The organism is Nonlabens sp. MB-3u-79, assembly GCF_002831625.1.
In the GTDB taxonomy this organism is placed as follows: domain Bacteria; phylum Bacteroidota; class Bacteroidia; order Flavobacteriales; family Flavobacteriaceae; genus Nonlabens.
On the sequence record NZ_CP025116.1, the window covers coordinates 3014703 to 3031816 of the forward strand.

The 17114-nt window shown below is 38.4% G+C and carries 16 protein-coding genes and 1 other RNA gene; 9 read left to right on the top strand and 8 right to left on the bottom strand.

Annotation, left to right across the window (positions count from 1 at the left end; all coding sequences use genetic code 11):
* From CW736_RS13300 to CW736_RS13310, 3 genes are all read right to left on the bottom strand, one after another.
* Complete coding sequence (locus CW736_RS13300) at positions 1 to 1197, bottom strand: Nramp family divalent metal transporter (protein ID WP_101014838.1); 1197 nt, start codon at positions 1195 to 1197, stop codon at positions 1 to 3.
* Positions 1187 to 2320: a DUF2891 domain-containing protein gene (locus CW736_RS13305; RefSeq protein WP_101014839.1), complete on the bottom strand. Its 1134-nt coding sequence runs from the start codon at positions 2318 to 2320 to the stop codon at positions 1187 to 1189. The genes CW736_RS13300 and CW736_RS13305 overlap by 11 nt, the downstream gene beginning before the upstream one ends.
* A gap of 232 nt (positions 2321 to 2552) precedes the next feature.
* The gene (locus CW736_RS13310) at positions 2553 to 4217 is read right to left on the bottom strand and encodes an alpha-amylase family glycosyl hydrolase (protein WP_101014840.1); all 1665 of its coding nucleotides are present in this window, start codon (positions 4215 to 4217) and stop codon (positions 2553 to 2555) included.
* 132 nt (positions 4218 to 4349) lie between these two features.
* Here CW736_RS13310 and CW736_RS13315 point away from each other — a divergent pair, with 132 nt between their 5' ends.
* Positions 4350 to 5237, top strand: a complete 888-nt coding sequence (locus tag CW736_RS13315) for a sterol desaturase family protein (RefSeq protein WP_101014841.1) — start codon at positions 4350 to 4352, stop codon at positions 5235 to 5237.
* A gap of 87 nt (positions 5238 to 5324) precedes the next feature.
* On the opposite strand, the gene CW736_RS13320 is transcribed toward CW736_RS13315, so the two are convergent.
* A complete protein-coding gene (locus CW736_RS13320) occupies positions 5325 to 6128 on the bottom strand; it encodes an SDR family oxidoreductase (RefSeq protein ID WP_101014842.1) in 804 nt (267 codons plus the stop codon).
* A gap of 45 nt (positions 6129 to 6173) precedes the next feature.
* An RNA gene (gene ffs / locus CW736_RS13325) (signal recognition particle sRNA small type) lies at positions 6174 to 6273 on the bottom strand.
* Positions 6274 to 6360: 87 nt separating this feature from the next.
* Between ffs and CW736_RS13330 the strand changes: the two genes are divergently transcribed.
* From CW736_RS13330 to CW736_RS13340, 3 genes are read left to right on the top strand one after another with little or no spacing between them, the layout of a single operon-like run.
* Positions 6361 to 7410, top strand: coding sequence for a glutaminyl-peptide cyclotransferase (locus CW736_RS13330; RefSeq protein WP_101014843.1), 1050 nt, complete (start codon positions 6361 to 6363; stop codon positions 7408 to 7410).
* Positions 7410 to 7817, top strand: coding sequence for an acyl-CoA thioesterase (locus CW736_RS13335; protein ID WP_101014844.1), 408 nt, complete (start codon positions 7410 to 7412; stop codon positions 7815 to 7817). Before CW736_RS13330 ends, CW736_RS13335 begins: the two co-directional genes overlap by 1 nt.
* Complete coding sequence (locus CW736_RS13340; RefSeq protein ID WP_101014845.1) at positions 7814 to 9352, top strand: hypothetical protein; 1539 nt, start codon at positions 7814 to 7816, stop codon at positions 9350 to 9352. The genes CW736_RS13335 and CW736_RS13340 overlap by 4 nt, the downstream gene beginning before the upstream one ends.
* 177 nt (positions 9353 to 9529) lie before the next feature.
* Here CW736_RS13340 and htpG read toward each other — a convergent pair whose 3' ends face one another.
* Positions 9530 to 11419 (bottom strand): molecular chaperone HtpG, encoded by a 1890-nt coding sequence (gene htpG / locus CW736_RS13345; RefSeq protein ID WP_101014846.1) that lies wholly within the window; start codon positions 11417 to 11419, stop codon positions 9530 to 9532.
* A 346-nt stretch (positions 11420 to 11765) separates the two neighbouring features.
* Here htpG and CW736_RS13350 point away from each other — a divergent pair, with 346 nt between their 5' ends.
* Together CW736_RS13350 and CW736_RS13355 are read left to right on the top strand one after the other, a co-directional pair.
* Complete coding sequence (locus CW736_RS13350; protein WP_101014847.1) at positions 11766 to 12491, top strand: class I SAM-dependent methyltransferase; 726 nt, start codon at positions 11766 to 11768, stop codon at positions 12489 to 12491.
* A gap of 84 nt (positions 12492 to 12575) precedes the next feature.
* Positions 12576 to 13355 (top strand): SDR family NAD(P)-dependent oxidoreductase, encoded by a 780-nt coding sequence (locus tag CW736_RS13355; protein WP_101014848.1) that lies wholly within the window; start codon positions 12576 to 12578, stop codon positions 13353 to 13355.
* A gap of 173 nt (positions 13356 to 13528) precedes the next feature.
* On the opposite strand, the gene CW736_RS13360 is transcribed toward CW736_RS13355, so the two are convergent.
* Positions 13529 to 14128, bottom strand: a complete 600-nt coding sequence (locus CW736_RS13360; RefSeq protein WP_101014849.1) for a DNA-3-methyladenine glycosylase — start codon at positions 14126 to 14128, stop codon at positions 13529 to 13531.
* 96 nt (positions 14129 to 14224) lie between these two features.
* Between CW736_RS13360 and CW736_RS13365 the strand changes: the two genes are divergently transcribed.
* The 3 genes from CW736_RS13365 (at position 14225) to CW736_RS13375 (ending at position 16380) form a co-directional block, all read left to right on the top strand.
* On the top strand, positions 14225 to 15364 hold the full coding sequence (locus CW736_RS13365) for a DEAD/DEAH box helicase (protein WP_101014850.1): 1140 nt from the start codon (positions 14225 to 14227) through the stop codon (positions 15362 to 15364).
* 302 nt (positions 15365 to 15666) lie between these two features.
* Positions 15667 to 15912 carry a hypothetical protein gene (locus CW736_RS13370; RefSeq protein WP_101014851.1) on the top strand — a complete coding sequence of 82 codons (246 nt, stop codon included), beginning with the start codon at positions 15667 to 15669 and terminating at the stop codon, positions 15910 to 15912.
* A gap of 87 nt (positions 15913 to 15999) precedes the next feature.
* Positions 16000 to 16380 carry a hypothetical protein gene (locus CW736_RS13375; RefSeq protein ID WP_101014852.1) on the top strand — a complete coding sequence of 127 codons (381 nt, stop codon included), beginning with the start codon at positions 16000 to 16002 and terminating at the stop codon, positions 16378 to 16380.
* Positions 16381 to 16702: 322 nt separating this feature from the next.
* Here CW736_RS13375 and msrB read toward each other — a convergent pair whose 3' ends face one another.
* Positions 16703 to 17080 carry a peptide-methionine (R)-S-oxide reductase MsrB gene (msrB, locus tag CW736_RS13380; RefSeq protein WP_101014853.1) on the bottom strand — a complete coding sequence of 126 codons (378 nt, stop codon included), beginning with the start codon at positions 17078 to 17080 and terminating at the stop codon, positions 16703 to 16705.
* Positions 17081 to 17114 lie beyond the last annotated feature (34 nt).

The following is a 17114-nucleotide window of genomic DNA, read 5'->3' on the forward strand; positions in this document are numbered from 1 at the left end:
TTATATGAGTTCAAATACTTTTAAAAGTGTTTTGGCACCTAAAATTACAGCAATAAGAATGACTATAACCGCCATGATATTTTGCCAGAGTTTATTTTGAAAGGGACCCAATAACTTCTGATTCACCAGCCAAAGCAACAAAATAGCGATAATCGGAAGTAACAATCCGTTTGCTATTTGAGCAAATGTGATGATATCAAGCGGCTTCAAACCTATACTAGAAAAGAGAACACCGGTAACGAGAATAAATATCCATACCCCTCTAAACGACCAGCTTTTCATGTTTCCTTTCCAGCCCAAACAGCCTTTTACTACATAAGCGGCAGCAAGAGGTGCGGTAATTGCGCTGGTGATTCCTGCTGCGAGAATACCCAAAGAAAATACATAGGTTGCCCAGGATCCATACACCGGTTCTAGTGCTGAGGCAAGCGCCGCTCCACCAGCGACTTCAGTTCCCTGTAATGCTGTTGCTGCAATAATGATTGCCATAGAAACCAACCCGCCTAGAACGACACTGATCACAGTATCTTTTCGTACCGCACTTAAATCGCTGGGCAAATTCCATTTTTCACTGACCAGCGAGGCGTGAAGAAATAGGTTATAAGGAACAACCGTTGTACCTATCAATCCTACTATGGTCAATATATTATCGCTATTTATTTGGGGTTTAAAGAGACCTTGTAGGACCTCTTTAAAATCTGGACCTATCGCAATAGCCGTGGCGATAAAAGAAGCCCCCATTATGACTACCATGCTGATCAATACTTTTTCCAGTACTTTATAGTTGCCATAAAAAAGCAAACCAAAAGCGATCGCTCCTAAAAGCAAAGGGAAATACCATTGCGCGCCAAAAATGGTTTGCAATCCCAAAACGCCCCCGCTTAAATTTCCAGCTTCATAAGCCGTATTTCCAACAGCGATGGCCGCAAGAACTAAAACAATCAGGGTAACTCTAATGATTTTGTTTGAGATCGCACTTCTTAAAATCTCTGGCAATCCTTTACCCGTGATCAAGCCTAAACGTGCCGCCATTTCTTGTAAAATGATGGTAGCAAAAATAGAAAGCAATAGTGCCCACAAAAGGCTGTAGCCATAATTTGCTCCTGCAAGTGTGCATACCGTAACCGTTCCTGGACCTACAAATGCCGCTGCAATTAATGTTGCTGGGCCTATATTTTTAAACAAATTACGGAACATTTTCGGCATTTTGCAATGCGTAAATAGCAAAGGTCCCTAACCAATGTCCGCCGGCATAATCATCTGCTACCAGATGTGGTAAGGTGTTGGTCATATGTGCATCTGCTATTTCAGTAAGATTACTGTATTGAGGGTATTGAGCCGCAAGTCCATAAATCACCCAAGCACGACTGAGGTTTAAGCCATCTATATGAACCAGTTTGCCATCGGTACGGTCCGAGACTTTACCAATCTCAATATCTAATAGGCCCTTCTCGATTTCAGGTAAAAAGTCTTTTACCCAAGAATGAAATGGAGCCGCAGGAAGTATTCTTCTCATGATGTCTATTTCTTCCAGACATGGCGAGAGAAAGTCATAACCACTAGGTTCCCAAGAAATAGGACAACCCGTGTCGTTAAGATAAAAATCCTTTGCCTTTGCTTCTATGGTCGTTTTTAAAACCTCGTTTTGAGCATGAACTGCATAATCGTAAGCAAAGGCCATCCCAAAAGCTGTATTTGAATGTTCGCCAACTCGTATAGCATAATTTAATTTAGGCAAGTATTCCACGTAGCGTTCTGCTACCACATCTGATAAGGGCTGTAGGATTTGAGTAAGTTTTTCTCCTTCTTTGCTATCCCAAGAATCCAATTCTTGTTGCAATTTGAGCAACCATGCCCAGCCATAAGTGCGTTCAAAACTGGTGTTGTCTTTTGTGTTTAAATAAGCGATTTCTACTTGAATGTTCTCTTCGGTAAGGTTGCGTTGGATCTTTTGAAGCAGCTCTTCTCGTTGGTCCAATTCTGGAAAATTCTTGATTAAAGTTATGGCACTCCAATACCCATGAACGGCACTGTGCCAATCAAAACAACCATAAAAAACGGGATGCTGCACAGTAGGCCTTTTTTGGTCTTCAGGACTGGCAGTAACATGACCCATTTTATTAGGGTATTCTGTTTCTAAACAATGTAATGGCAATTGAGCAAGACGGTTTGCTTGTTCCAAATGGAGTTGAGGTGTTGGAATCTCGTCCCGTACAACTTCATTTTGAGAATTATTCTTATCTATAGACTGATCGGACACACCGATTTCTTTACAACTGATGACACCTAATAAAAGTAGCGCGTAGTAACCGTATTTCATCTTTAAATTTTAATTGAGGTTTAAAGATAGGTGTTTGCAGGAATCTTTTTGCTCTATCCAGTCCCATTGTACTGAAGACGTTTTATTCTAGAAAAACATAGAATAGCAATAGAGTGCAACATCCTAGCACTCATCAACTAGCTTTTTTCCAACCAGCTCATCACAATGGGACCAACTATTCAAGAGGCTTCTTAAAAGGTGGCAAGAAATACCTGCATCAAACAGAATAGTCTTACATCTTTTCCAACAACACCAAACCATTCTCTACCATCACAGTCACTTTTCCGTTGACAACAGGAAGTTTCTTTTCTGTATAAGCGTTGCGCAATCGGGTGGCTTTTGGAAAGACCTTAGCCACTTGAATTTCAAGCAATCCGTCAGCTAATCCAGCACCTATAAGTACGGTATCTTGATGATCGTTTTTATGATAGAATCGGGCAGCCAGTGTTCCAACACCTTCATATTCTAATGAAAAGTGATCTCCTGCACCTACTGCTACATGATTGTTTCTAAATTCCCCAAGCTTTTGCCAGTGGCTAAAGACTTCTTGATTCAAATGTTCCCAGTCCATCACTGAACGTAAATTGGCATCTCCTACGGCACCTTCTACTACTAGAGGTCTAGCAATTTCATCACCATAATATATTTGAGTCATTCCTGGGGTAAGTAATAATTTGGCAGCAGATTCCATTGCTTTTCCACGAAGAGCATCAAAGGGCTGCCCATCATCATGAGAGCTGATGTAATTCATAAAATAAGCTTCACTGTCTGGTTTTTCGTTCAGTAGATTTTTTCTAAAACCATCATATCTTTTAAAAAGCTCTTTGTAGTCAGCTACCGCATGGTTTTTAAATCCAAAGTTGATCATCGCATCATAACCCACGTCAAAGTAATCTGCTTGGTGATCTGAAAACGGATACACTCTTCCTCCACTAGCTTCATAGCCGTACAATTCTCCTACAATAAAAAACGCATCCTCATGAAAGCTTTGTTCCGGATGATTTTTCTTCCATTCTTCAAAGGCTAGTTTTGCTTGTTCATTAAAAGTAGCCCAAACCGATTCTTCCACATGTTTTACCGTATCAATTCTAAAACCATCCACGCCAGTTTCTCTAGCATAATCGGTTACCCATTTAATGATGTAGTTGACTGGAGTTCTTGTCAATCCCGAAGATGTAAAAAAAGCATCCAGTTCTTTTACTTCTTGATCATACCTTCCTTCCTTTTTCCATTTTTCTACTAGAATTTGAGGCAAATCTACTTCTTGGGTACTTTCGGTTTTTATGTCTGGTAAGTTATTAGTCAGTGTGCAGCTTACCGCAGTAGATTGATCTTGATACGTACAACTTGGCCCAGTGCGCACCCATTCCTCTGGCCACAATGGATCTTGCTCTGTTACTGGCCCCGTATGATTGATCACAACGTCCATAAGAATTCTAATATGATTCTTATGTGCCGTATCCACCAGTTTTTTGAACTCTTCTAAAGTTCCATAAGAAGGTTCTACAGCAGTCCAATCCTTTGCCCAATAGCCGTGAAATGCATAGGAATAACCAGTACCTTCATCTACTCCACCGTGAATCTGTTCCCAGATAGGTGTTAACCATATGGCGTTTACTCCTAAATCAGTGAAATAACCCTCTTCTATTTTTTGAATAATTCCAGCAAAATCACCTCCTTCAAAACTGCGTAGTTTCCCTGTTTCCTTTGATCGGTTGATAATGGTATCGTTGGACTTGTCCCCGTTATGAAACCTATCTGTCAGTAAAAAATAAACGTTTGCTGCGCTCCAGTCAAAGTAGGCCGGCTGCTCCGCAAAAACGATTTCTTCTACTACACTTTCTTTACAAGAAGCTGTTAGAAGTAAAAAAGATAAGAAGTAAAAAAAGGATTTCATAAACTCAATTTTGTGCTGTAAAAATAAAATAAGCTAATGATTTTATAACATTATAGATTTCTAATATGATACAACGTTATCGTAAAGGTTAAATGCAGTAATTTTGCTACTCTTCCTACGACTCTAAAAGTAATGGATAAATACATAGACCTATTTACAAAATCCTTTAATGGATATGCATCTTACCTGTGGAGAGAAATAATGAATCCGTCGTGGACCAATTATTTCTATTGGCTTCTGGTCGTTTCCTTATTGGTATTTGCTTTAGAAATATGGCTGCCGTGGCGTAAGAGTCAAAAGATCTTGCGCAAAGACTTCTGGTTGGATTTATTTTATCTGTTTTTCAATTTCTTCTTATTCTCCTTAGTAGGCTACAATGCGATTTCTGACGTGTTTGTAGAATTATTTAATGATGGACTTGCAGCTATAGGAATTGAGAACTTAGTAGCTATCGAGGTGGGTAGTTTTCCTTTTTGGACTCAGTTATTGATCATGTTTGTCATAGCCGATTTTATTCAATGGAATATTCACAGATTACTGCATCGGGTTCCTTTTTTATGGGAATTTCATAAAGTGCACCATAGCGTTAAAGAAATGGGCTTTGCGGCACAGTTTAGGTTCCACTTTATGGAAACTATTATTTACAAAGCCTTACAATACTTGCCTTTAGCAATGATAGGTTTTGGTATCGAGCAATTTATTGTGATCCATATGATCGCTGTATTTATAGGTCATTTAAATCACGCCAATCTCGATTGGGATTATGGACCGCTTAAATACGTCTTTAATAATCCTAAAATGCACCTGTGGCATCATGCAAAGAAAATACCTGATGGAGAAAAATATGGAGTGAATTATGGTCTTTCCTTGAGCATTTGGGATTATTTATTTGGCACTGCACATATACCTTATGACCATGCAGAGTTGGAATTAGGTTTTCCTGGAGACGAGAATTATCCTGAAGCTTTTTATGAACAACTTTTGGAGCCTTTCTCATCAGACCACAGAAAAGATAAATAGTGAAGTATGAGTGCCGGTGTTTATTTTTAGTAAGTGGATAGGACCGTACTCAACTTAATTTTTTACAGTAGCGACATCACGAGCATCCTATAAACCGTAATGTTTCTTTAACATACTTTCATACTGTTTCTCTGGAAGAATTTTCTTGAGAACAATTGAAAACTTTTGTAAAAAGCTACCCACTTTATAGTGAATTCCGGGATTTTTTAGTTGGAGTATTTCGTAAATTTTGTTAGCGACTTCTACAGGGTCACTCCCATCATCCACATGCTCATCAATCAGCTTTAACGTATGCGTATAACCTTCCTCGTAATCACTTCCTGGTACAACAGCTGCATGAAATCTACCTGCAGCAATATTAGTCGCAAAATCTCCTGGTGCTACATTACTAAAATGAATGTTTAGATGTGCGCATTCCATGCGATAGGCTTCTGTAGCTATTTCTAAGGCGCCTTTACTCGCACTATAAATACCGCGATAAGGCAGTCCCATATAACCAGCAATACTAGTAATATTTATGACGCGTCCACTTTTTTGAGCTCTCATTTGAGGCAATACCGCTTGTAACACTCTTAAGGGACCGTAGAAATTAGTTTCCATAGCATTTTTCACCTCATCAATGGGCGTTTCTTCCATGGGACCTGTAATTCCTACTCCGGCATTATTGATTAGAATGTCGAGTTGTCCTTCTTTTTGAATCAGTTCTTTAACAGCAAGATTTATGGAATCTTGGTTTTGAACATCAAGTGCTAGCAATGGAATGGTGCTATCTGGATAGTTAGAAGGATTTCTACTGGTACCGTAAACGGTATATTTTTTTTCTTGAAGAAATAAGGAAATGGCTTTACCTATACCAGAGGAACCGCCGGTAACGAGAACTACTTTTTTCATAAACTCTTTTAAATCAAAGGATTAGATTTCGCTAAAGGGCATAAAAAAAGGCAAGCTACCTACATCACACCGCTACGACCGCTTACCTTTGCTGCGTTCCCGCCCTGGAGGAGTTCAACAGGAGCTGGTTGTGTAGGACTTGCCCGCTGCAAATATACAGCCTTGTTTTACTTACTCAAAGGTTTTTCTCATGCTTTTTTATGGCTATCTTTCGCTTTTATAAAATGATATTATGAAATTGAAATATTTGGTTTTAATGATGGTTGTAGCGCTCTCATTATCAGCCTGTAAAACAGACATAGAGGTTTTTAAAGACAATTACCGACTCGACATTACCAACTCAAAATTAAAATGGAGTGAAGAGGATACTGTACAAATTTCTTTGTTAGACGTCGCCTCCATAGGTATAGATAGTGTCGTATGGACTCAAAATGCTGCTCGTATAGCTGGGGCTGATGGAAGTACGCTTTCGCGAAAGCTAAAAAATCAACCTTACGGAAACCTCACTTTTAAAGCAACCGTTTATAAAAATGGCATGAATGCAACGGTGGCCGCACAAATCAAGAGAATGCCAACTCAAAAAGCTAAGATTTACAATTATAAAATCCTGAACACCTACGTACACGATACCTTATCATACACCCAAGGACTGGAATTCTATGGGGATTCTTTATACGAGAGTACAGGCCAATACAGAGAAAGTGATATCAGAATTACCAATGTAGCCACTGGAGAAACCATAAAGAAAGTAAATCTTCCAGAAAGCCAGTTTGCTGAGGGAATGACTATTCTCAACGATAAAGTATACCAGCTGACTTGGCAAAGTAAGATGGGTTATGTGTACGATCTTGATCTTAATAAAATAGACGACTTTAAATACAATCAAAGTCAAGAAGGTTGGGGACTCACTAATGACGGTTCCTATCTTTATAAGAGTGATGGAAGTTCTAAAATATGGAAAATTGATCCAGATACCTATGAAGAGCTGGGGTATATAGAAGTGGTTTCTAATGACCGCATCGTTTCCAAAATCAATGAACTGGAATGGGTCAATGGTAAAATTTATGCTAATGTTTATACCACCAATTTAATCATGATCATCAATCCAGCTAACGGCGTGGTAGAAGCTGCAATCAATATGAATTCCATAAAAGAAGAGGTTTCTAATTATTCTGAAAAGGATAATGTGCTGAATGGAATTGCATATGATAAGAAGAATGACCGACTTTTTATTACTGGGAAAAGATGGCCTAAATTGTTTGAAATAGAAATTCTTAAATAGTGATTGACCCTAATTTACCTGTTTTTGAAAAAAGACGCGTCGTAACTCATGAGGAGATCGATGACCTGAACCATGTCAATAATGTAGTATATGTGCAATGGGCAGCAAATATAGCAAGTGAACACTGGCTTCAAGTGGCTACGCCAGAAATGCTGGACAGCTTTGGATGGGTGATGCTCAAACACTGTATCACTTATAAAAAATCAGCGGTACTAGGTGATCAAATTTTGATCAGAACTCAGGCAGGAAGGGCAACAAACGTACGTTATGAACGTTCTATTGAAATCTATAACGAAAGCACCATGGATTTACTTGCCAAAACCACCTCTGACTGGTGTGCTATAGATAAGAATGGTAAGCCTATTAAGATATCTCAAGAAATAAGAGACCTATTTGAAACCTCATGAAATATATAGTTACTGTACTTCTTTTCTTCATTACTCTGGTATTCCTATCTTCTTGTAGAAATGATTTTGAATTCACTTCTAGCACAGGAAGTCTAGAATTTTCTCAGGACACCATTTATTTAGACACCGTTTTTTCTACTATAGGATCGAGTACGAGAACTTTTAAAGTGTACAATCGCAGTAGTGATGATATTGTTATTCCTAGAGTAGCGCTAGCACAGGGAACTAACTCTAAATACCGACTGTCTGTGGATGGAGTTCCTGGACAAGTATTTGAAAATGTAGAATTACTAGCTAAAGATTCCATGTTTGTCTTTGTAGAAACTACAGTGGACATTATGGACTTCAGCACCAACACAGAGTTTCTATATGAAGATACTATTGAATTTGACTCTGGTGCCAACCTCCAAAAAGTAGAGCTAGTTACCTTAATACAAGATGCTATTTTCCTCTTTCCTGAACGAGATGCACAAGGTATAGAAGAGACCTTACTTTTGGGAATGGATGAGGAAGGAAATGACATACGTATTTCTGGATTTTTCCTTGCTGACGATCAATTGAATTTCACCAACGAAAAACCTTATGTGATATATGGCTTTGCTGGAGTAGCTTCTAATAAAACGCTCAACATTGATGCTGGCGCAAGAATACATTTCCACTCCAGAAGCGGTATTATAGTAGCTGACGAGGGCACTCTCAAGGTAAATGGAGCCCTTTCTACAACAGAAGATTTAGAAAACGAAGTGATTTTTGAAGGAGACCGATTAGAACCTCTTTACGAAGATGTCGCTGGACAATGGGCTGCGATATGGCTTACCAACGGTAGTAAAGACCATGAGATCAATTATGCCACTATAAAAAATGCCAGTGTAGGAATTATTATGGATAACAACAATCCTACCTCGAATGGGGCTACATTAAAAATAAACAACTCTAAGATTTTAAACAGCGCTAACTCAGCTCTGGTAGGAACCACTGCTTCCATAGAAGCGACCAATTCTATATTTCACAATTCTGGACAGTCAACTGTGGTTGCGCGTTTAGGTGGTGATTATAATTTTAATAACTGTACGATCTCTAATTACTGGAATAATAGCTTTAGACAAGAGCCTATCCTATTGGTGTCTAATATCATCCCCAATACGAGTCTTACAGAAGATGTAACTGCTGCAAATTTTACCAATTGTATTATTTACGGTAACCGAAATATAGAGTTGGCTTTACTAGATGATGGCCTTTCTGCTTTTAATTTCAAATTTGAAAACTCATTGATCCGTTTTAATGATTTCTCTAATAGTTTTAGCGGGATTCCTAATTACGACTTTAGCAACTCAAGTCTTTACGAGCAGTGCGTTCTCAATGCAGATCCTTTATTTGAAGATGTAGATGCTTTTAAACTGCGTATAGACAACACAGGTGGCGCAAATGCAATTGCAAGTCCAACTACTTCAACCCTACAAGATATCTCTGGAACAACAAGAGGTCCTTCCCCTGATGCCGGAGCTTTTGAAAGCACCGATCTTTCTGGCAGCTAGAAAACAAGCTTTCCTTGATCCTATATTTGAATCATCAGCTCCTAAAAACGGAGATCCTACAAAATAGCAACGCCTTTTCAACAACCACAACTAGTGCCTAGCTTGAAGTTGGACGGTATACGCATAAAAAAAGAGCATGTCTTTCAACATGCTCTTCCTAATAAATTGATAATCAATTTATTTGATCAAACCATAACTGCGGTTTACAAATTCAGTTAACTTCTCTCCTTTTAAGAGACCTTGAGATAACTTAGCAAGATCAACTCCTTGTTGGATCAATCCAGCTTGCTTTGTTTTATCCTTCTCGTTAACAATCGATTGAACTAGATCGTTATTTCCATTTACCACAAGGTTATACATGTCAGGCATATTGCCAAAGCCCATCATACCTCCTCCACCAGTAGCTTGCATCTCTTTCATACGACGCATAAATTCTGGTTGGGTGATCATAAATGGTGCTGCATCACTACTCATCGCTTCCACTTGAACTGTATATCCAGAATCTGCGATGGTCTCGGTAATTGTTTTTTGTAGCGTTTCTTTCTCTTCGTCAGAGAGCTTTGAAATTTGCTCTTCTTCTTTCTTGACTAGGTTATCTGCATGCTCAGCATCTACTCTTACAAAAGAAACATTCTCCTTAGAAGATTCTAGTTTTTGCATCAAGTGTGAAATAATAGGAGAATCTAATAAAAGAACTTCATACCCTTTATTTGTTGCTGCAGCAATATAAGAGTGTTGCACTTCTTTATTTGAAGTATAAAGAACAACCGTCTTACCATCTTTATCAGTTTGCGTAGCCTTAATTTTCTCTATGAGTTCGTCCCATAAGAAGTAAGATCCGGCTACGGTAGGATATAGTGCAAATTTGTCAGCTTTGTCAAAGAATTTATCCTCGCTCAACATACCGTACTCAATAACGATTTTGATATCGTTCCACTTTTCTTCAAAAGATTTACGGTCGTCATTGAAGAGGCTCGTTAGCTTATCAGCTACCTTACGAGTAATGTAGCTAGAAATTTTCTTCACTGCTCCATCTGCTTGCAAGTAAGAACGAGATACGTTTAATGGAATATCTGGAGAATCAATAACTCCACGTAACATAGTTAAGAATTCCGGTACAATCCCTTCTACATTATCCGTTACATACACTTGGTTTTGATACAACTGTATGCGGTCCTTTTGTACATTAAGGTCCTGAGTCATCTTAGGGAAATATAAAATCCCCGTCAGATTAAACGGGTAATCCACATTTAAATGAATGTGAAATAAAGGCTCCTCAAATTGCATAGGATACAACTCTCTGTAGAAGCTTTTATAATCTGCATCTTCTAACTCCGTAGGTTGCTTGGTCCATGCTGGAGAAGGGTTATTGATGATGTTATCTACTTCTTGAGTAGGTGCAGCATCTTCTTCCTTTGCTCCTTCTGGCTTTTCTAATGTTTCTGTTTTGGTACCAAATTTAATCGGCACCGGCATGAACTTGTTGTATTTATTAAGAAGTTCTTTGATGCGGTTTTCATCTAGAAACTCTGTATCCTCTTCAGAAATATGAAGAATGATCTCTGTTCCAAAACTTTCTTTTGTTCCTGGCTCAATAGTATAATTAGGAGAACCATCACAAGTCCAATGCACTGCTGGTGTATCCTTATAAGATTTGGTGAGAATCTCTACTTGACTCGATACCATAAAAGCAGAATAGAATCCTAGACCAAAATGACCTATGATACCACTATCCTTTGCTGTATCCTTATATTTTTCAAGAAATTCTTCAGCTCCAGAAAAAGCCACCTCGTTGATGTACTTCTGTACTTCTTCTTCAGACATTCCTAAACCTTGATCAATAATATGAAGCGTTTTTGCTTCTTTATCAATCTTGATCTCTATTTGTTGATCACCTAACTCTACGCCTGCCTCGCCTATTCTTGCAAGGTGCTGTAGTTTAAGCGTTGCATCTGTAGCATTTGAAACGAGTTCTCTTAGGAAAATCTCGTGATCGCTATATAAAAACTTCTTAATTAGCGGGAAAATATTTTCCACCGCAACATTAATTTTTCCTTCTTGTGCCATAATTATATTGTGTTCTATTTAGATTTTAATTATTCCGCTTTCGCGAAAGCGGATTTATTAATAACATTTCCACCATTTCAAGGCTTGTACCATTTATCAGTTTATGACAAGCTGGCAGCAAAATCGTTCTAGTTAAAGAGACGTATCGTCATTCCATAGGGATTGCGTTACTCTGAACTCCTTTAAAATAGAGTGGTCAGTCTTAGATCGATCAGCTTATTTATTTCATGAGGTATCAACAAAAAATTAGGTATTCGATAACAGAGCGTATAGGTCTGCTCTTTAATCGCGCATACAAACACTATAAGCTATTCAAATACCTTAATTTTACCGTTAAATACAAACCGTGGATATTCACTCAGACCTTTATGGGAAAGCATTATTAGATTTCCATCAAGGGAATTATACAGAAGACATTAGCGTTCTTAGTACGAGCATGGAAGATGATGTCATGCCACTACCCTATCTTTTTAGGTTCTATGATCAAATGCCTGTAATGGAGAAAAAAGCATTGGAACTATCTCATGGAACAGTTCTCGATATAGGAGCTGGCGCTGGATCACATTCTCTTTATCTTGAAGAAAAAGGATTTCAAGTGACCGCACTTGATCAAAGTGCCGGAGCGGTTCAAGTAATAAAGGAACGATTTCAACAGCCAGGTTCCAAAGTGCTGCATGAAAACATCTGGAACCATAAAGGGAGCTATGACACCCTTCTACTGCTTATGAATGGAACCGGAATTTTTGAAAAGTTAGAACGTGTTCCTTTGTGTTTGGAATTGCTCAAAAACCTACTTCACAAAAACGGCCAAATTCTAATCGACAGTTCTGACTTGAGATTTCTTTATGAAGACGAAGAAGATGGCGGTCTCTGGGTTGACTCCAGCAAAGAATATTATGGCGAAGTGAGCTTTTCTCTACACTACAAAGGAATGGAATCGACGTCATTTGATTGGTTATATATGGATTACGAACTCTTACAAACCCATGCAACCCGAGCAGGTTTTAAAATCGAAATGGTTCAAAAAGGAGCCCATTACGATTACCTCGCCCGACTTACTATAGATGGCTAGTATAATTGCATGCTGTTAAACTTGAAACAAACACAGAGGTGTTACAATATTCGGTAATTAACTTTACCTCGATAATTCAATCCAATGAAAACAGCATTAATAACTGGCGCCAGTAGCGGCATAGGAAAAGATCTTGCAAAAATACACGCTTCAAAAGGTGGAGATTTAATAATTGTTGCCAGAAGCGGTGATGAGCTGCGCCAGCTTCAATCAGATCTAGAATCGGCCTACCAGATAAACGTTCACGTTATCGTAAAAGACCTGACGGCTCTTAATGCCACACAAGAAATTTATGATGAAGTAAAAGCTGCTGGCATTCCAATAGATTACCTGATCAATAACGCAGGTTTTGGCGGGATAGGTAAATTTTATAAGCGCGATTGGGAAATTGATCAACAGATGATCCTGCTCAATATCATGGCACTCACGCATTTGTGCCGTTTGTTTATTCCTGATTTTGTAAAAAGAAATGAAGGGAAAATATTGAACGTTTCTTCCACAGCCAGTTTGATGCCTGGACCTATGCAAGCCATTTATTTTGCTACTAAAGCCTATGTCACCTCACTAAGTAATGCCATCGCACAAGAATTATCTAAAACTAATATAACCGTAACCAACTTGATGCCTGGGGCAACTGCAACTGGTTTTGGCAAAGTTTCTGGAATGGATAAAACCTCTCTTTTTGATCAAACAGCAACATCAGAAGAGGTGGCACAAACAGGTTATGATGCCATGATCAATGGAGACATAGATGTAAAAGCTGGGCTGTGTTTTTCTCAAAAAGCCATGCTCGCCGCCATCCCACTTGCTCCTAAAAAATTACTTCTTAAGATGATAGAAAAAATGCAGCAACCACGAGAATAGTTATTTATTCCTTGCTCACCTGCTCCAGCAAAACAATGGGTATTCTGCCTATGGGAATTCTAGAGAACAATGGGACAAGGGAAACCAATGGGGCTTTGAAAATCCAGAGTAGCTATAGTAGGTTTCTTTAAGCAATATATTTGTTCTGCTTTCGCGAAAGCGGTACTCTCCAACTACTTTTTACTGACATATATAGAACTGTTGAGATAAAACCGCCACGGAAGGTCTTTATCTTCTTCTGCATAATCAATTCCTATTCTTTTACTAACGCTAATCTCTTCTGCTTTTAAAGCAAGACTTTTATCCTCCTCAATCCATACTTGATCTCCGGTAAGATCTGCACCATAATGAGAGCGATCCAGTCCAAAAGCTTTAGTAAAATTGCCCGGACCAGAAGTAAGTGTTTTATCCAGTTGGTCTTTAGAACGACGCTCTAACATTACTTCTATCCCAGCTAGAGGCTCAACCGCTCGTATAAGAACTGCATCTGCTCGATCTTTAGAGTTGGTAATGACATTGAACAAATGGTGGATCCCGTAACAGAGGTAGACATAGGCCACCCCACCTTCTTCATACATGATTTTTGTGCGCTCTGTGAATCTGCCCAGATGCGCATGACAAGCCTTATCGTCATAGCCTCTGTAGGCCTCTGTTTCTGTAATGATTCCAGAAGTCAGCTCGCCACCCATTACAGAAAGGATCTTTTTACCTATCAAGTCTCTAGCAATGACGACGACATCGTCTTGTAAATAATAAGATTGTGGAAGTTTCAACTTGTTTTTTTGATAAATATAAAACTTGATCAGCTGTCCTGCTTCAGATTTAATACCATCTTAATACTTTACCTTTGTAAATCGAAATCAACCTTTATGTCATTTGAAAAATTAGGACTCGATCCTGCACTCTTAAAGTCCCTTGCCGATCAACAATTACTGGAGCCTACTCCTATACAGGAACAGGCTATTCCTGTTATTTTGGAAGGAAAAGACGTGTTGGGAATTGCCAAAACTGGTTCTGGAAAAACAGCCAGTTATGCCCTTCCTTTACTTCAAAACCTAAAAGGAATTGAATCTAAAAACAGACATATTAGTGCGCTGGTGATGGTCCCTACTCGCGAGCTTGCCGTACAAGTAAGCGACGTGATTAAAACTTTTTCTAAAGCATTAGACAAGCCATTGATCACCATGCCCGTTTATGGTGGTGTGAGCATCAATCCGCAAATGATGAAAATGAATACGGTGGATATACTTGTCGCGACGCCTGGTAGATTGATCGAACTCATAGAGGCAAATGCAGTGGTTCTTAAAGACTGTAAGATATTGGTGCTGGACGAAGCTGATAAAATGCTCTCCATGGGATTCAAGGAAGAAATGGATGCCGTACTTTATCATTTACCGAGAAAGAAGCAAAACCTATTATTCTCGGCTACTTTAAGTCGCGAAGTTAAAAATATTGAAGAAGGCCTTTTAAAAGACCCAGTAGTTATAGAAATTGAAGAGGAAGAGCAAGACTACTCGTTGATCAAACAATTGGGTTACAGAGTTACTGAAGAGAAAAAAGGAGTGCTTCTAAGACATTTGATTGAAGAACATGATATGCAGCAAGTGTTGATTTTCTGTTCTTCTACTTATCAAGTGGAACATGTCAATGACAAACTCAATACCAATGGAATCAAATCAAAAGCCATTCACGGTAAAAAAGCACAAGGAGTTAGAAACACCAATCTAGCCGACTTTAAAAACAGTGCCGAAACTGGGGTGCGATGCCTGGTCACTACCGACTTACTTTCTCGTGGTATAGACATTGAATTCCTTCCTTATGTGATCAATTATGAATTGCCTCGATCTCCTAAAGATTACATTCACCGTATAGGTAGAACTGGTCGAGCAGAAAATCCTGGAACAGCCATTTCTTTGGTGACTAAAGAGGAAGCCAACCATATGCGTATCATCCAAAAAAAGACCAAGTTAAAAGTCTGGATGGAAGATTTACCGGAGTGGAATTCTTGATTAGTTTTCAGTCCCAGCAGCAGTTTTTCAGTAGGCAGTAGGCAGTAGGCAGGTTCATACCGAATTTCATTCGGTATGTGAGCAGGCAGTCTTAGTTTTTTGAAATTTTACACTAGCAATAAGGGATCCTGAATATATCTAGAAGTTACTTCTACCTATTTTTTGAGTTTTTAGCCTAATTTTTCAGATTGATAAGATCGAATAAAACAACCTTATTTTTAGGCATCTACAGAGTTTATCGAAATAGCTAAGCAAAAGGTTTCTACTTTATGCTAAGGTATAAAGATTGATAAGACTTTAACATGAAAACACTACCAGCCTTTTTATTACTAGATGCTCTAATATTAGTCTCTTGTAAAACAGAAACTGAATCTCTTTCTGAAGAAAAAGCTCCCTTTGATTATAGAACTTATTTGTTGAAAGATAAGGATACTAGTATTCCCACTTTTGACTTTCCTTTAAATGCGACTAATGAAGAAGTCTTTAAGATTGTGGATAATTACACACAACAAGACTGTTTTGACACTTTCATTTCAATTACAAAATAGCTGGCTATGAAGTACAAAGTGTTACAGCAGAGTATTGTCATAGATTACCCCCAGCATGTAATCCTAGAATTTAAAGATTGAAAATAAATGAGAACGGTGAGTTATTCTGGAATTATACAATATGACACGGTTAAAAAGCAAACGTTGCGTTTTCTTAATAAAATTGAAAGAGACAATAAACGTTTCCTCATACGTTACGAAATAGATAAAAACGTAAATAGCAGAATTACTGAGAAAATATTACAAGATATAATCGAAGCCTATCTTGAATTTGCAACTACATTATATCAAAAAGAGAACGATATCAAAATAGATCTTGCAACCAAAGGACAACTGGATAACTTTAGGAGTAAACATGCCATAAGGATTTTATTTGACGATTGGGATCATTTTCAAATCCCACCACCCATTTTAAAGGAAACTGAAGAGGTAAACCTTGATTTTGATAAAGAGCTGAATGAAAATTGAAGTGAAAAAACATTGTGATGACACTCGAAGATCCTGAACAAATTTGGGATGCACTCTAGATCTTGATTCAAAAATGTCAATCTAAAATTTTCAAGATGACAAGTCGCATTCCATGAAAGTTAGAGAAAGGCACCAACAGATCTTAGACAAATTTGGAAAAGCATTCCATCCTCTTAGCCATTTGGTTAGCCAAATTTTTTGAGATAATACTGCCTACTCAAATATGCAAGCAAAGCGAGCAAATCAAACAAGTCACTGCCTACTCCTATTGCTAAGCGACAGCGTAGAAATCAACCTGCCTACTGCCTACTGCGACTATATACTAATCCTCTTTCTTAAAATCCAGACTCAAACTATTCACACAATGTCTGATTCCAGTCGGGGTAGGTCCGTCGTTAAAAACATGTCCTAGATGGCTCCCACAATTGGAACACATGATTTCTGTTCGCATCATACCGTGAGTCGTATCTCTCTTGCGCTCGATGGCTCCTTCTACTTCATCATCAAATGAAGGCCAGCCGCAACCAGAATCGAATTTTTGATCTGATTTAAAGAGTTCATTACCGCATGCCGCACAGCTGTAAACTCCCTTGTCATAATGCGTATTGTACTCTCCGGTAAAAGGTCGTTCAGTTCCTTTTTCTCTAAGAATGTGGTATTGGTCTGGAGTCAGTTTTTCTTTATATTCTTTTTCTTTCATTAGATGGTATTTGAATTCATATGATTGATAACTA

Bases quoted from the DNA above. Each gene is read 5' to 3' on its own strand.
- CW736_RS13300 (WP_101014838.1), bottom strand. From the start codon at position 1,197: ATGTTCCGTAATTTGTTTAAAAATATAGGCCCAGCAACATTAATTGCA.
- CW736_RS13305 (WP_101014839.1), bottom strand. From the start codon at position 2,320: ATGAAATACGGTTACTACGCGCTACTTTTATTAGGTGTCATCAGTTGT.
- CW736_RS13310 (WP_101014840.1), bottom strand. From the start codon at position 4,217: ATGAAATCCTTTTTTTACTTCTTATCTTTTTTACTTCTAACAGCTTCT.
- CW736_RS13315 (WP_101014841.1), top strand. From the start codon at position 4,350: ATGGATAAATACATAGACCTATTTACAAAATCCTTTAATGGATATGCA.
- CW736_RS13320 (WP_101014842.1), bottom strand. From the start codon at position 6,128: ATGAAAAAAGTAGTTCTCGTTACCGGCGGTTCCTCTGGTATAGGTAAA.
- CW736_RS13330 (WP_101014843.1), top strand. From the start codon at position 6,361: ATGAAATTGAAATATTTGGTTTTAATGATGGTTGTAGCGCTCTCATTA.
- CW736_RS13340 (WP_101014845.1), top strand. From the start codon at position 7,814: ATGAAATATATAGTTACTGTACTTCTTTTCTTCATTACTCTGGTATTC.
- htpG (WP_101014846.1), bottom strand. From the start codon at position 11,419: ATGGCACAAGAAGGAAAAATTAATGTTGCGGTGGAAAATATTTTCCCG.
- CW736_RS13355 (WP_101014848.1), top strand. From the start codon at position 12,576: ATGAAAACAGCATTAATAACTGGCGCCAGTAGCGGCATAGGAAAAGAT.
- CW736_RS13365 (WP_101014850.1), top strand. From the start codon at position 14,225: ATGTCATTTGAAAAATTAGGACTCGATCCTGCACTCTTAAAGTCCCTT.
- CW736_RS13370 (WP_101014851.1), top strand. From the start codon at position 15,667: ATGAAAACACTACCAGCCTTTTTATTACTAGATGCTCTAATATTAGTC.
- CW736_RS13375 (WP_101014852.1), top strand. From the start codon at position 16,000: ATGAGAACGGTGAGTTATTCTGGAATTATACAATATGACACGGTTAAA.
- msrB (WP_101014853.1), bottom strand. From the start codon at position 17,080: ATGAAAGAAAAAGAATATAAAGAAAAACTGACTCCAGACCAATACCAC.